Consider the following 12,967-nt stretch of genomic DNA (forward strand, 5'->3'; position numbering starts at 1 on the left):
CAGCTTCCAGCTTCCAGCTTCCAGCTTCCAGCTTCCAGCTTCCAGCTTCCAGCTTCCAGCTTCCAGCTTCCAGCTTCCAGCTTCCAGCTTCCAGCATTGCCTTGTCGGCGCGCGGCATGTAGAATTCGCGCGCTCGACCGTTGTCGCCGCTGGCGGCAACCAAGAAGAATAGGGATGGTCCGACTCGCCGAGGCGGGGCAAGACCCAATACATCGATTTGGTGATTCACCCATGAAGACGTTCACTGCCAAGCCGCAGTCCGTCCAGCGCGACTGGTACGTCGTCGACGCTGCGGACAAGACTCTGGGCCGTCTGGCCACCGAGATCGCTCGCCGCCTGCGTGGCAAGCACAAGCCGGAATACACCCCGCACGTTGACACCGGCGACTACATCGTCGTGATCAACGCCGAGAAGGTGAAGGTCACCGGCAACAAGGCCAGTGCCAAGAACTATTATCGCCACACCGGCTATCCGGGTGGTCTGCGCTCCATGAACTTCGAGAAGATGATCGCTCACGCCCCCGAGCGCGTCATCGAGTCCGCGGTCAAGGGCATGCTCCCGAAGGGCCCGCTGGGTCGTGCCATGTATTCCAAGCTCAAGGTTTACGCTGGCACCGAGCACCCGCACGCCGCCCAGCAGCCGCAAGAACTGAACCTCTAAGGGAGCCATCGCCATGACACAGCAGTATTACGGTACCGGTCGCCGCAAGACCTCTACCGCCCGCGTCTTCCTGAAGCCGGGCACCGGTAAGATCACCGTCAACAGCCGCGAGCTGAACGAGTACTTCGGCCGCGTTACCGGCCGCATGGTCGTTCGTCAGCCCCTCGAGCTGACCGAGACCCTGGAGCAGTTCGACGTCTACGTCACCGTCAAGGGCGGCGGCGGTAGCGCCCAGGCCGGGGCGATCCGTCACGGCATCACCCGTGCCCTGATCGAGTACAACGAGGACTTCCGCAAGCCGCTGCGCGAAGCCGGCTATGTGACTCGTGATGCCCGTGAGGTCGAGCGTAAGAAGATCGGCCTGCGCAAGGCGCGTCGTCGTCCGCAGTTCTCCAAGCGCTGATACGCGACGCCAGCCGCATCAAAAACGCCCGGGTCCTTCGACCCGGGCGTTTTTTTGTGCGAGGTCAAGAATTTGTCGCTAACTTGTCAGGCGTCCATGAGGGTTTGTTGTGCGGGACGGTCCGTTTCCCTACCATGGAACTCATCGCGCAGTCCGTGGTCTCGGCGCGCTTGGTGCTCGTGAAGGAACGACGGGTAAGCAGATGGGAGAATTCCAAAAATGACAGACAGCGGCGTGAACAAGGGGCGGCGCCGTTTCCTCGTGGGCGCCACCTCCGTCGTCGGGGCGGCAGGCGCGGTCGGGGTAGCGGTGCCCTTCGTGGCTTCCTGGCAGCCCAGCGCCAGGGCGAGGGCTGCCGGGGCGCCCGTCAAGGCGGATATCTCCAAGCTCGAGCCCGGTCAGCGAATGACCGTCGAATGGCGCGGTCGGCCTGTCTGGATCCTCAATCGTACCCCCGAGATGATCGAGCGCACCGAGGCCATCGGTGCCGAGCGTCTCGCCGATCCCGAATCAAGGAAGCCCCAGCAGCCCGCTTATATCGAAGGGGATATGCGATCGATCCGGCCCGAGATCGGCGTGCTGATCGGCATCTGTACCCACCTGGGTTGCTCGCCGTTGTTCAAGCCGGAGCCCGGCAGCGTGGATGTCTCGGATTGGCCGGGCGGTTTCTTCTGCCCTTGTCACGGATCGCGGTTCGACCTGGCGGGACGTGTCTTCGTCAATGTGCCGGCACCGCTGAACCTCGAGGTTCCCCCCTATCGCTTCGAGAGCGATGACGTCATCGTCGTCGGCGAAGACAAGGAGACTGCCTGATGGGACATTCGAACAAGGCCAAGGCGGAGCGCGGCTTCATGCGCTGGGTCGATGATCGTTTCCCGGCGACCCAGATGTGGCAGGAGCATCTGTCCAGGTATTACGCGCCCAAGAACTTCAACGTCTGGTATTTCTTCGGCTCGCTGGCACTGCTGGTGCTGGTCAACCAGATTCTCACCGGCGTCTGGCTGACGATGAGCTTCAATCCCTCCGCGGAGGGGGCCTTCGCCTCCGTGGAATACATCATGCGCGATGTGGAGTGGGGCTGGCTGATCCGCTATATGCATTCCACCGGCGCCTCGGCCTTCTTCATCGTGGTCTATCTGCACATGTTCCGCGGCTTGCTCTACGGCTCCTACAAGGCCCCGCGGGAGTTGGTGTGGATCTTCGGCATGGCCATCTACCTGGCGCTGATGGCCGAGGCCTTCATGGGCTATCTGCTGCCTTGGGGGCAGATGTCCTACTGGGGGGCCCAGGTGATCATCTCGCTGTTCTCCGCCATTCCGGGGATCGGTCCCGATCTGGCCCAGTGGATTCGCGGTGACTACCTGATCTCCGGCATCACCCTGAATCGCTTCTTCGCGCTCCACGTGGTGGCGTTGCCGATCGTGATCCTGGCGCTGGTGGTGCTGCACATCATTGCCCTGCACGAGGTGGGGTCCAACAATCCCGATGGCATCGACATCAAGGGCAAGAAGGACGAGGCCGGCAAGCCGTTGGATGGCATTCCCTTCCACCCCTACTACACGGTGAAGGATCTCGTCGGGGTTGCGGTTTTCCTGTTCGTGTTCTGTGCCGTGATCTTTTATTTCCCGGAGGGCGGCGGCTACTTCCTCGAGAAGCCCAATTTCGAGCCGGCCAATCCGCTGAAGACGCCGGATCACATCGCCCCGGTGTGGTACTTCACGCCGTTCTACGCGATCTTGCGCGCTATCACCTTCTCGCTGTTCGGCCTCGAGGCCAAGTTCCTCGGCGTGATGTGCATGGGGGCGGCCATTGCCGTGCTGTTTGTCTTGCCTTGGCTGGATCGCAGTCCGGTGCGCTCCATTCGCTACAAGGGCTGGATCTCCAGGCTCATGCTGGCGCTGTTCGCCGTGAGCTTCGTCATCCTGGGGGTGCTGGGCGTATTGCCTCCCACCGCGGGTCGCACCGCGCTGGCCCAGCTGTGCACCGTGGTCTATTTCGCCTTCTTCCTGCTGATGCCGCTCTACACCCGGTGGGAGAAGACCAAACCCGTTCCGGAAAGGGTGACTGGCTAATGAAAAAGCGACTGCTTGCGCTGCTCCTCGCTCTGATGCCGACGGTCGGGTTCGCCGCAGAAGGCGGCGTGCACCTGCAGGAGATGACGCCGGACCTGCACGATCGGGCCTCGCTGCAGAACGGCATGAAGCTGTTCGTCAACTACTGCATGGGGTGTCATTCCCTCGAGCATCAGCGTTTCGCTCGCGCCGCCGAGGATCTCGACATGCCCCGGGACCTGGTTGAGGACAATCTGATCTTCTCCTCGGCGCTGGGCTTCAATGACCAGATGCACAACGCCATGAAGGCCTCCGACGGCGAGAACTGGTTCGGGGCGGCGCCGCCGGACCTGACGCTGGAGGCGCGGCTGCGCGGCACCGACTGGATCTACTCCTATCTGCTCGGTTTCTACCGGGATCCCTCTCGACCCACCGGCGTCAACAACCGGGTATTTCCGCTGGTCGCCATGCCCAATGTGCTGGAGTCGCTGCAGGGCGTGCAGGAGAAGGTCTGCGCCGCCTCGGATCATCCCATCGAGGGGGCCGAACTCGATCCGCTGACCGGCAAGTACCAGTCCTGCGAAACGCTGCGGGTCACCGAGCCGGGGCGGCTCGAGCCCGAAGCGTTCGAAGCGGCGGTCTTCGACCTGACCAACTTCCTGGCCTACGTTGGCGAGCCGTCCAAGCTTCAGGCCCAGGCGCTGGCGCCCAAGGTGCTGATCTTCATCTTCATCTTTGGCGTCATTGCCTACCTGCTCAAGCGCGAATACTGGCGCGATATTCACTGATCCGAACGGCAAGCGGCAGCGCAGGGCGCATGGCGACGGTCATGCGCCCTCGTCTGGTGGCATGCCCGTGGACAGGCATGCAGACGAGGCCCCCGAGAGTGGGTGCGTCGTGTTATCATCTCGGCACGAACTGATGCGAGGATTGTTTCATGGGTGTAGTGGCCAAGCGGTCGTCGATGATCTTCTACTCCGGGGGCGATGATCATTACAGTCATCGAGTGCGTATCGTGCTCGCCGAGAAGGGCGTGGCGGTGGATATCGTCGAGGTCACCGAGGATAGCCACCCCGAGGAGCTTGCCGATCTCAACCCTTACAACAGCGTGCCCACGCTGCTTGACCGTGATCTGGTGCTCTATGAGTCCAAGGTGATGATGGAGTACCTCGACGAACGTTTTCCGCATCCGCCTCTGTTGCCGGTATACCCGGTGGCGCGTGCCCAGAGCCGGCTGTGGATGCATCGCATCGAGCGCGAGTGGTGCCCGATGGTCGAACAGATCCAGAGCGGATCGAAGAAGGATGCCGACAAGGCGCGCAAGGAGCTTCGCGAGAGCCTGATCGGGATCTCGCCGATCTTCGAGGACATGCCGTTCTTCATGAGCGAGGAGTTTACCCTGGTGGACTGCTGCCTCGCGCCGATCCTGTGGCGCCTGCCGGTGCTCGGCATCGAGCTCCCGGAGAAGCAGGTCAAGCCGCTGATGGGTTACATGGAGCGCGTCTTCGATCGCGAGGGGTTCAAGGCGGCCCTCAGCGAGGGCGAGCGCGAGATGCGTCCCTGAATCTCTTTCACGCCCCGGCCCGAGGCCGGGGCCCCGAACCCAGGAGGGCCAACCGATGCAATCGAGTCGTCCCTATATCGCGCGGGCCCTGTACGAGTGGCTGCTGGACAACGAGCTGACACCCTATGCCGTGGTCGATGCCGAGCTAGAGGGCGTCGAGGTGCCGCGGCAGTTCGTGCAGAACGGACAGATCGTGCTCAACCTCGGCGTCAGCGCGATTCGCGACCTGTCGATGACCAACGAGGCGATCGCCTTCTCGGCGCGTTTCGGAGGTCAGCCGATGCAGATCATGGTGCCCATCGAGGCGCTGATCGCCCTCTATGCCCGCGAGAACGGCGTGGGCATGGTCTTCGGCCACGAGCCGGTGATGCCGGGGGTGGACGTCGACGACGAGCAGGCGCCCCAGGCCGATGCGCCGGGGCTGTCGAGCGTCGAGGCGGAAGGCGAGTCAACCGACGACGAGTCGAAGGAAGAGAAGGAGGAGGCGCCGAAGAAGGGGCGTCCCTCGCTGCGCGTGGTCAAATAGTGCCGCCGGGCCGTGTGCCTTCGGCGCAACGCAAGACGGCAGGCCTCTGGGCCTGCCGTCTTGCGTTCTGGTCGGCGAATCCGGGTGGGGCGGGTCAGTCCAGGTAGTCGAAGACCTTGACGATGCGCTGCATGCCGCCGACGTTGCGAACCGCAGCAACGATGCGTTCGGCTTCCGCGCGGCGCACGATGCCCATCAGGTAGACGCTGTTGTTTTCGGTGACGATGCGCAGGCGACTGGAGTCGATGGCTTCGTTGGCGACCAGGGCCGTGCGTATACGGGTGTTTAGCCAGGTGTCGGAGAGCTTCTGGCTGGCCGGCAGGTTGGCGGCGACGGAGAGTTCATTGTGGACGCGGCGCACGTTGCGGACATCGCCGGCAACGCGCTCGGCCATGTTCTTGAGCTCCTGGCTCGGCACCTGGCCGGTGAGCAGCACCACGCCGTTGAAGCTGTCGACGTTGATGCGGGCATCGCTCAGTCGCGCATCGGTGCTGCCGAGGTTGTGGGCGACCTTGGTCTCGATGCTCTCGTCCTCGACCTTGGTGCCGAGGGTGCGTTCGCCGTAGTTTTCGTTGATGGTGCCGGGGTGGGTGACCGAGCTGACGGTAGTGCAGCCGGACAGGGTCAGCATCAGGGCCAGGGACAGGCCGAGGAATCGGGACTTGCTGGGCATGGGCATCACTCGCTTGCGCCGAAGAGTTGTTCGTCGATGAGGTCGCACAGGCAGTGAATCACCAGCAGGTGAACCTCCTGGATGCGGGCCGTCGAGGTAGCCGGGACGCGGATCTCGCAGTCGTCCTGGCCGAGCAGGGAGGCCATGTTGCCGCCGTCGCGGCCGGTGAGGGCCACCACCGTCATCTCGCGGTCATGGGCGGCCTGGATGGCCTGGATGACGTTGCCGGAATTGCCACTGGTGGAGATCGCCAGCAGTACGTCACCGGGCTGGCCGAGGGCGCGCACCTGCTTGGAATACACCTCGTTGTAGCTGTAGTCGTTGGCGATCGAGGTCAGCGTCGAGGTGTCGGTGGTCAGTGCCAGGGCCGGCAGGCTAGGGCGCTCGCGTTCGAAGCGGTTGAGCAGTTCGGAAGAGAAGTGCTGGCTGTCGCCGGCACTGCCGCCGTTGCCGCAGGCCAGAATCTTTCCTTCGTTGACCAGGGCCTGCACCATCATCTGGCTGGCGACCTCGATGAAGGGCGGCAGCACCTCGCTGGCGTAGGTCTTGGTGTCGATGCTGGCGTTGAAGTGTCCGAGAATGCGGTTCTGGAAATCCATCGTGGCTTCCTGGTCCTTGGGCGGTCAGAACGCTTCGAAGGCCCCGCGCACCCACTCGAAGCCGAGGTCGGGCGGCGTGCCGGTCACGGCCAGCACATCGAAGCGGCAGGCACATGATAGCCGGTTGCGCTGAAGATAAAAACGCGCCGCCTGGACGAGGCGGCGCTGCTTGGTGGCGGTGACGGTCTCGAGCGGATGGCCGTGGCGGCTGCTGGCGCGATGGCGAACCTCGACGAACACCAGCACCTCGCCTTCGCGCATCACCAGGTCGAGCTCGCCGCCCTTGGCATGCTGATTGGTGGCCACCAGGTCGAGCCCCTGGCCGATCAGCCAGTCCGCGGCGACGCGCTCGATGTGCGCGCCGCGGCGTCGGGCGTCAGAGGGCCTGGCCATCGCCGAGGCGCCGCATGTCGATCAGCGGGCGGGGCACGCCGTCCGCGAAGCGCGCCCAGGGCAAGTCGCGATGGATGCGACCGTCGCGGTCGGCGCTCAGGGTGCCGGTCGCGCCGAACAGCTCGCTGCCCGGAATGGCCTGGAACTGCGGCAGTCGCCGAGCCAGTTCGTAGGCGTCGACGCCCATGGCCATCAGGCGGAACATGGTGGGATCGGACTCCTCGCGCAGCTGGCGATAGCTGTCGAGGAAGGGCAGGGCCTCTTCTCCGCCCACGGCGGCATCCGGAATCTGCCAGGGAATGTCGACGAACATCACGCCGTCGAGGTCCTTGTCGAGCCGCGGCTGGGGGCGTCCCTCGTAGAGATGCGAGGTCGCATAGACCGACAGGCCCTGATTGTAGGCGTAGTAGTCGATGGTCGGCGGCACCTGGCGAGCATAGTCGGGCAGTGCCAGCAGGAACAGCATGTCGGGTCGGCTCGAACCGAGGGCGCGGCGAGTGCTCTCGGTGGCCGGCCGGCCGGGGTTGTAGCGCACGGCGTTGGCGATCTCGCCGTCGCGCTCCCGCCAGGCCGCGGCGAAGGCCTCGCCGACCCGGCGGCCCCAGGCGTTGTCGGGTACCAGCAGCGAGGCGCTTCGTTTGCCGTCCTGGCGGCCGCGGGCCGCGACTTCACGCGCCTCGTCCTCGGCGGACAGGCCGTACTGGAAAAGCCCCTTGGCGCTGCTGTGCTCGTCCTCGCCGTAGTTGAGTGCCAGCGTCGGCATCGGTACCCGGTCGCGGCGCTCCAGGGCAGTGACGGCGTCCTTGTCCAGCGGGCCGATCACTACCTGGGCGCCCTGCCGCTGGGCCTCCTGATACAGGGCGTCGAGGTTGCCAGCCGAGGAATCCAGGAAGGTCAGCTGGGCGCCGCTGGCGCCGCCGTTGACGGTGTTCATGTGATGGGCCCGCAGCCCCTGCTCGATGGCATCGGCGACCCCGGCCAGGGGGCCGGATTCGGGCAGGAAGACGGCAATGTGGCGTACGTCCTTGCCGCGCAGTTCGCGCAGCGCCAGGATGTCGGCCGGCAAGCGGCGTGCCGCGGGGTGCTGGGGGTTGCGGTTGCGCCATTCGTCGAGGCGGGTGAACAGTCGCTGGATATCGCCGCCGCTGGAGCGCACCAGGTCGGCCAGGTCGAGCCAGGCCAGGGTCGGGTCATCCGCGCCGTCGCGCAATTCGGCGATGGCGCCGGGTGCCAGGCTCGAGAGCTGTTCCCAGATGGGGTCGTTGAGATCGACTCGTCCTGTGTCGGCCTGCAGGCGAAGCAAGGCGCGCGCGGCCGCCTGGGGCTCGTCGACCTGGCCCAGGGCGCGGGCCTGTCGTTCGCGCAGCAGGTCGGCCTGATCGCGGGGCAGTTGGATCTCGTCGAGCAATTGCGCTGCCTGGATCACGGCCCAGGGATCGTCCTCGGTGTCGCCCAGGTCGGAGAGCAGCAGCGCCCAGCGGCCACGAGCGTCGGGGGAGAGGCGGCTGTCGTCGATCTCCTTGGCGATTTCCAGCGCCTGGGGGCGGCTGCCCTGGCGTGCTAGGATGTCCGCCGCCTGGAGGCGGGACAGGGCCGCCTGCTCGGGGGCCTGTTGCTCGGCCTGGGCCAGTAGCTGGTCCGGATCGCCGGTGGGCTGTCGCTCGGTCACGGCGGGCTGGAAGGCACAGCCGGCCAGCCACAGCGCCATCAGGGCAGCGGCCAGCGGGCCGCGAGACGAAATCTTCATGAATCCTTCCTTGTCCTCACGTGCGGAGTGCATCCCGGGAGCCGAAATGTCAGATGCCATTGAAGGGGTATTGTACGTGGTCGCCACGCCGATTGGGAATCTGGACGACTTGAGTCCCCGGGCCGCTCGGCTGTTGGGCGAAGTCGATCTGGTGGCCGCGGAGGATACCCGTCATACCTCACGGCTGTTGCGCCACCTCGGGATCGCCCCGTCAACGCTGTCGCTGCATGAGCACAACGAGGCCGCCCGAGTCGACCAGATCGACGCACGGCTGGCCGCCGGGCAGTCCGTCGCACTGGTCAGCGATGCCGGTACGCCGCTGATCAGCGACCCCGGTTTCGTGCTGGTGCGCGAGCTGCGTGCTCGCGGCCGTCGCGTGGTGCCGGTGCCGGGTGCCTGTGCCCTGGTGGCGGCACTGTCTGCCGCTGGCTTGCCGACCGATCGCTTCCTGTTCCAGGGCTTCCTGCCCGCCAAGGGCGGGGGGCGGCGCGGTCGGCTCGAGGCGCTGGCCGAGCGCGAGGAGACCCTGGTGTTCTATGAGTCGCCCCACCGCATCCGTGACACCCTGGCCGATCTGGCTGCCGTGCTTGGCGCGCGGCGGGTGGTGCTGGCCCGCGAGCTGACCAAGACCTTCGAGACCTTCCTCGAGGGGAGTGCCGAGGCGCTGCTCGCACGACTCGCCGAGGATCCGGATCAGGCCCGCGGCGAATTCGTGGTGATGGTGGCCGGTGCCCAGCCCAAGGCCGGCGGAGATGCCTCGATCATCGAGGCGGATGCCCTGCTCAAGGCGATGCTTGCCGAGGGGGTCGGGGTCAAGCAGGCCGCGGCGGTGACCGCGCGTACCCTGGGTGGTGCCAAGAAGATCTGGTATGCCAGAGCGCAGTCCCTCAAGGACGGGGATTGAGGGGGTGCCGGGGCGCTGGTATGCTTGCCGCGGGAGTTGGCCAGACAGTCGCCGCCGGAGAAATCCGGGGGAGGAAAGTCCGGGCTCCACAGGGCAGAGTGCCAGGTAACGCCTGGGCGGCGCGAGCCGACGGAAAGTGCAGCAGAGAGAAGACCGCCTACGTCTCCTGCGGGAGGCCGGTAAGGGTGAAAGGGTGCGGTAAGAGCGCACCGCGCGCCTGGTAACAGTGCGTGGCACGGTAAACCCCACTCGGAGCAAGACCAAATAGGAACCCCATGGCGTGGCCCGCGCTGGGTTCGGGTAGGTTGCTCGAGGGCGACGGTGACGTCGCCCCTAGAGGAATGGCTGTCCTCGACAGAACCCGGCTTATCGGCCGACTCCCACGAATTTCCATCGCCGTTTTGCGGCGCCCTGCCAGCCGCCACCGAGAATCGCATGACGTCATCCGCCCCCGAACACGCCTCCCGCGGCTTTCGCCATGCCAGCGTGCTGCTCGATGGGGCGGTCGAGGCCCTGATCCACGATTCTGCCGGGGCCTATCTCGATGGCACCTTCGGCCGTGGCGGTCATTCCCGTGCGATACTCGAGCGCCTGGCGCCCGAAGGACGCCTGCTGGCGATCGATCGCGATCCCCAGGCCATCGTCGAGGCGGCCGCGATCGACGATCCGCGCTTCGCCATCGAGAGAGGTGAGTTCGCGCGCCTTGGCGAGTTCGCCGAAGCGCGCGGCCTGCATGGCCGGCTGGCCGGAGTGTTGCTCGATGTCGGCGTCTCCTCGCCCCAGCTCGACGACCCCGAGCGCGGCTTCAGCTTCCTGCGTGACGGCCCCCTGGACATGCGCATGGATCCGTCCCGCGGCGAGAGCGCCGCGGACTGGCTGGCCCGGGTCGATGAAGGCGAGATCGCCCGGGTCTTCAAGACCTACGGCGAGGAGCGCTTCGCCCGTCGGCTGGCCAAGGCGATCGTGGTGCGCCGCGTCGAAACGCCTTTTACCCGCACCGCCGACCTGGCCGAGGTGATCAAGGCGGCGCATCCCGCCTGGGAGAAAGGCAAGCACCCGGCCACCCGGGCCTTCCAGGCGCTGCGAATTCAGGTCAACGGCGAGCTCGATCAGCTCGATGCCGCCCTCGAGGCGGCCCTGGAGGCGTTGGCCCCCGGCGGCCACCTGGTAGTGATCAGCTTTCATTCGCTGGAGGATCGCCGGGTCAAACGTTTTATCCGCGATCATGTGCGCGGTGATACGCACTTGCCCAAGGGCGTGCCGCTGCGTGACGACCAGATCCAGCGTCGCCTCGAGGCCCTGGGCAAGGCGCGCCGACCCGGGCCGCAGGAGGTCGAGGCCAATCCCCGTGCCCGCAGTGCGGTGATGCGCGCGGCGCGCAAACGATACTGAGGTTGACATGGCTCAGGGACGTGATGCCACCTCCGCTTTCGCCTGGCCGCTGCGCCTGCGTCTGACCCTGGCGCTGGTCGTCAACGGTGCGCTGCTGCTGGCCTGCCTGGGCGCCGCCCTGGTGGTGATTGCCACCAGCCACCATACCCGTGAGCAGTATGCCGAGCTGCAACGGCTCGAACGCGAGCAACAGCAGTTGCAGACCGAGTGGGGGCAGCTGCTGCTGGAGGAGAGTGCCTGGTCCTCGCCGTCGCGCATCGAGCGTCTGGCCAGCGAGCGTCTCGAGATGCGCCTGCCGGATATCGACGAAGTGGAGGTCATTCGCCCATGAGCGCGACGCCACGCAGCGAGAGCGCGCGTCGCCGGACCTCGGCGCCGATGGGCCAGGCCCGCTACCGGGTGATGCTGGGGCTGGTGCTGCTCGGCCTGGCGCTGCTTGCCGGTCGCATCGTCGACCTGCACGTCTTCGACCGCTCCTTCCTTCAGGGGCAGGGCGATGCCCGGACCCTGCGCGTCGATGCCATCCCCGCCCACCGTGGCATGATTACCGATCGCCACGGCGAGCCGCTGGCGATTTCCACTCCGGTAGTGACGCTGTGGGCCAATCCACAGGACTTGCCCGACGACGGCATCCAGCGGCTGCGGCTGGCGCAGGCACTGGGGCAGGACCTGGATGCTCTGAATGCACGCATCGATCGCTATGCCGAACGCGAGTTCATGTATCTGCGCCGCCGCATGACCCCCGAGGCCGCCCAGCGCGTGCTCGACCTGCGTGTTCCCGGTGTGCACAAGCGGGCCGAGTACAAGCGCTATTATCCGGCCGGTGAGGTGATCGCCCAACTGGTCGGTGTGACCAACATCGACGACCAGGGGCAGGAAGGGCTCGAACTGGCCTATCAGCCCTATCTCTCCGGTGAACCGGGGCGTCGTCGGGTGCTCAAGGATCGTCGCGGCCGGCTGGTGCGCGATCTCGAGGTGCTGCGCGAGGCCGAGCCCGGCGGCGACCTGACCCTGTCGATCGATCAGCGCCTGCAGTACATGGCCTACCGTGAGCTCAAGACGGCGGTGGACGAGAACAACGCCGACGGTGGGGTGCTGGTGATGCTCGATGCCCACACCGGCGAGGTGCTGGCCATGGCCAACCAGCCGTCCTACAACCCCAACAATCGCGCCGGTATCGACCCCGACGGGTTGCGCAACCGCGCCATCGTCGATGTCTACGAGCCCGGCTCGGTGATCAAGCCCCTGGCCATGTCGGCCTTGCTCGAAACCGGCAAGTTTCCCCCGGATACCGTGGTGGATACCTCGCCTGGCTGGATGGTCATCGACGGCTACACCATCAAGGACGTTGCCAACTACGGCAAGCTGACCCTGTCCGGTATCCTCGAACATTCTTCGAACATCGGCATGTCCAAGCTGACCCTGCAGCTGGATGATCCCGTGGTGCCCCAGCGTTACCGGGCGTTGGGGCTCGATCAGGCGCCGGGCACCGGCTTCCCCGGCGAGGCCAGCGGCAGCGTGCCGTCGCCGCGGGTCTGGTCCAGCAGCCAGTGGGCCGCGCTGTCCTACGGCTATGGCCTGTCGGTGTCGGCGCTGCAGTTGGCCAGCGCCTATACCGCCATCGCCAACCACGGCGAGCGCCTGCCGCCGTCGCTGCTGCGGCTCAACGAGGCTCCGCAGGGGCAGCCGGTCATAGAGCCGGCGGTCGCCGACCGCGTACTGGGCATGATGGACCAGGTGGTGGCCCCGGGGACCGGTGCGCGACGCGGCCTCGTGCCGGGCTACAGCGTGGCCGGCAAGACCGGTACGGTGCGCAAGACCGGTGGCTCGGGCTACGAGGACAACGCCTATCGCTCGCTGTTCGTAGGCATCACGCCAGTGTCGGATCCTCGACTGATCGCCGTGGTGATGATCGACCACCCCCGCGGCGACTCCTATTATGGCGGCGCCGTGGCCGCGCCGGTGTTCTCCCGGGTAGCTGGCAATGCGCTGCGCATCCTGGACGTGCCGCCGGATCAGGCGGAGACAGACTAATGAGGGCTGACTCGCCCGCTC

General features: G+C 66.1%; 15 protein-coding genes and 1 other RNA gene. 12 read left to right on the top strand and 4 right to left on the bottom strand.

Features of this window, described 5'->3' with window-relative positions; translation table 11 throughout:
* Positions 1-231 precede the first annotated feature (231 nt).
* From rplM to FHR96_RS20365, 7 genes are all read left to right on the top strand, one after another.
* The gene (rplM, locus tag FHR96_RS20335; protein ID WP_183389540.1) at positions 232-660 is read left to right on the top strand and encodes a 50S ribosomal protein L13; all 429 of its coding nucleotides are present in this window, start codon (positions 232-234) and stop codon (positions 658-660) included.
* A gap of 13 nt (positions 661-673) precedes the next feature.
* Positions 674-1,063, top strand: coding sequence for a 30S ribosomal protein S9 (gene rpsI / locus FHR96_RS20340; protein ID WP_183389541.1), 390 nt, complete (start codon positions 674-676; stop codon positions 1,061-1,063).
* 219 nt (positions 1,064-1,282) lie between these two features.
* Positions 1,283-1,876 carry a ubiquinol-cytochrome c reductase iron-sulfur subunit gene (gene petA / locus FHR96_RS20345; protein WP_183389542.1) on the top strand — a complete coding sequence of 198 codons (594 nt, stop codon included), beginning with the start codon at positions 1,283-1,285 and terminating at the stop codon, positions 1,874-1,876.
* Positions 1,876-3,135 (top strand): cytochrome b, encoded by a 1,260-nt coding sequence (locus FHR96_RS20350; protein WP_183389543.1) that lies wholly within the window; start codon positions 1,876-1,878, stop codon positions 3,133-3,135. The genes petA and FHR96_RS20350 overlap by 1 nt, the downstream gene beginning before the upstream one ends.
* On the top strand, positions 3,135-3,902 hold the full coding sequence (locus FHR96_RS20355; RefSeq protein ID WP_183389544.1) for a cytochrome c1: 768 nt from the start codon (positions 3,135-3,137) through the stop codon (positions 3,900-3,902). Before FHR96_RS20350 ends, FHR96_RS20355 begins: the two co-directional genes overlap by 1 nt.
* Positions 3,903-4,051: 149 nt before the next feature.
* Positions 4,052-4,678 (top strand): stringent starvation protein SspA, encoded by a 627-nt coding sequence (sspA, locus tag FHR96_RS20360; RefSeq protein ID WP_183389545.1) that lies wholly within the window; start codon positions 4,052-4,054, stop codon positions 4,676-4,678.
* Between the two features lie 55 nt (positions 4,679-4,733).
* A complete protein-coding gene (locus FHR96_RS20365; protein WP_183389546.1) occupies positions 4,734-5,204 on the top strand; it encodes a ClpXP protease specificity-enhancing factor in 471 nt (156 codons plus the stop codon).
* Positions 5,205-5,298: 94 nt separating this feature from the next.
* On the opposite strand, the gene FHR96_RS20370 is transcribed toward FHR96_RS20365, so the two are convergent.
* From FHR96_RS20370 to FHR96_RS20385, 4 genes are read right to left on the bottom strand one after another with little or no spacing between them, the layout of a single operon-like run.
* On the bottom strand, positions 5,299-5,877 hold the full coding sequence (locus FHR96_RS20370; RefSeq protein WP_183389547.1) for a BON domain-containing protein: 579 nt from the start codon (positions 5,875-5,877) through the stop codon (positions 5,299-5,301).
* A 5-nt stretch (positions 5,878-5,882) separates the two neighbouring features.
* On the bottom strand, positions 5,883-6,476 hold the full coding sequence (locus FHR96_RS20375; RefSeq protein ID WP_097788660.1) for a phosphoheptose isomerase: 594 nt from the start codon (positions 6,474-6,476) through the stop codon (positions 5,883-5,885).
* A gap of 24 nt (positions 6,477-6,500) precedes the next feature.
* The gene (locus FHR96_RS20380; RefSeq protein WP_183389548.1) at positions 6,501-6,869 is read right to left on the bottom strand and encodes a YraN family protein; all 369 of its coding nucleotides are present in this window, start codon (positions 6,867-6,869) and stop codon (positions 6,501-6,503) included.
* The gene (locus FHR96_RS20385; RefSeq protein WP_183389549.1) at positions 6,853-8,616 is read right to left on the bottom strand and encodes a penicillin-binding protein activator; all 1,764 of its coding nucleotides are present in this window, start codon (positions 8,614-8,616) and stop codon (positions 6,853-6,855) included. The genes FHR96_RS20380 and FHR96_RS20385 overlap by 17 nt, the downstream gene beginning before the upstream one ends.
* A 46-nt stretch (positions 8,617-8,662) precedes the next feature.
* On the opposite strand from FHR96_RS20385, the gene rsmI reads away from it, so the two are divergent.
* From rsmI to FHR96_RS20410, 5 genes are all read left to right on the top strand, one after another.
* Complete coding sequence (gene rsmI / locus FHR96_RS20390; protein ID WP_183389550.1) at positions 8,663-9,520, top strand: 16S rRNA (cytidine(1402)-2'-O)-methyltransferase; 858 nt, start codon at positions 8,663-8,665, stop codon at positions 9,518-9,520.
* A gap of 32 nt (positions 9,521-9,552) precedes the next feature.
* An RNA gene (gene rnpB, locus FHR96_RS20395) (RNase P RNA component class A) lies at positions 9,553-9,905 on the top strand.
* A gap of 50 nt (positions 9,906-9,955) precedes the next feature.
* Positions 9,956-10,912, top strand: a complete 957-nt coding sequence (rsmH, locus tag FHR96_RS20400; protein WP_183389551.1) for a 16S rRNA (cytosine(1402)-N(4))-methyltransferase RsmH — start codon at positions 9,956-9,958, stop codon at positions 10,910-10,912.
* A gap of 7 nt (positions 10,913-10,919) precedes the next feature.
* Positions 10,920-11,243, top strand: coding sequence for a cell division protein FtsL (ftsL, locus tag FHR96_RS20405; RefSeq protein WP_183389552.1), 324 nt, complete (start codon positions 10,920-10,922; stop codon positions 11,241-11,243).
* Entirely contained in the window at positions 11,240-12,946 is a 1,707-nt protein-coding gene (locus FHR96_RS20410) for a peptidoglycan D,D-transpeptidase FtsI family protein (RefSeq protein ID WP_183389553.1), read from the top strand. The genes ftsL and FHR96_RS20410 overlap by 4 nt, the downstream gene beginning before the upstream one ends.
* Positions 12,947-12,967: the final 21 nt, after the last annotated feature.

The sequence above is a fragment of the Halomonas organivorans genome, assembly GCF_014192055.1.
Taxonomy (GTDB): Bacteria; Pseudomonadota; Gammaproteobacteria; order Pseudomonadales; family Halomonadaceae; genus Halomonas; species Halomonas organivorans.

Excerpts from the sequence above, each read along its gene's own strand:
- FHR96_RS20385 (WP_183389549.1), bottom strand. The coding sequence starts at position 8,616 with ATGAAGATTTCGTCTCGCGGCCCGCTGGCCGCTGCCCTGATGGCGCTG.
- FHR96_RS20365 (WP_183389546.1), top strand. The coding sequence starts at position 4,734 with ATGCAATCGAGTCGTCCCTATATCGCGCGGGCCCTGTACGAGTGGCTG.
- rsmH (WP_183389551.1), top strand. The coding sequence starts at position 9,956 with ATGACGTCATCCGCCCCCGAACACGCCTCCCGCGGCTTTCGCCATGCC.
- FHR96_RS20370 (WP_183389547.1), bottom strand. The coding sequence starts at position 5,877 with ATGCCCAGCAAGTCCCGATTCCTCGGCCTGTCCCTGGCCCTGATGCTG.
- rplM (WP_183389540.1), top strand. The coding sequence starts at position 232 with ATGAAGACGTTCACTGCCAAGCCGCAGTCCGTCCAGCGCGACTGGTAC.
- FHR96_RS20380 (WP_183389548.1), bottom strand. The coding sequence starts at position 6,869 with ATGGCCAGGCCCTCTGACGCCCGACGCCGCGGCGCGCACATCGAGCGC.
- FHR96_RS20410 (WP_183389553.1), top strand. The coding sequence starts at position 11,240 with ATGAGCGCGACGCCACGCAGCGAGAGCGCGCGTCGCCGGACCTCGGCG.
- ftsL (WP_183389552.1), top strand. The coding sequence starts at position 10,920 with ATGGCTCAGGGACGTGATGCCACCTCCGCTTTCGCCTGGCCGCTGCGC.
- FHR96_RS20355 (WP_183389544.1), top strand. The coding sequence starts at position 3,135 with ATGAAAAAGCGACTGCTTGCGCTGCTCCTCGCTCTGATGCCGACGGTC.
- FHR96_RS20375 (WP_097788660.1), bottom strand. The coding sequence starts at position 6,476 with ATGGATTTCCAGAACCGCATTCTCGGACACTTCAACGCCAGCATCGAC.
- rpsI (WP_183389541.1), top strand. The coding sequence starts at position 674 with ATGACACAGCAGTATTACGGTACCGGTCGCCGCAAGACCTCTACCGCC.
- sspA (WP_183389545.1), top strand. The coding sequence starts at position 4,052 with ATGGGTGTAGTGGCCAAGCGGTCGTCGATGATCTTCTACTCCGGGGGC.
- FHR96_RS20350 (WP_183389543.1), top strand. The coding sequence starts at position 1,876 with ATGGGACATTCGAACAAGGCCAAGGCGGAGCGCGGCTTCATGCGCTGG.
- rsmI (WP_183389550.1), top strand. The coding sequence starts at position 8,663 with ATGTCAGATGCCATTGAAGGGGTATTGTACGTGGTCGCCACGCCGATT.
- petA (WP_183389542.1), top strand. The coding sequence starts at position 1,283 with ATGACAGACAGCGGCGTGAACAAGGGGCGGCGCCGTTTCCTCGTGGGC.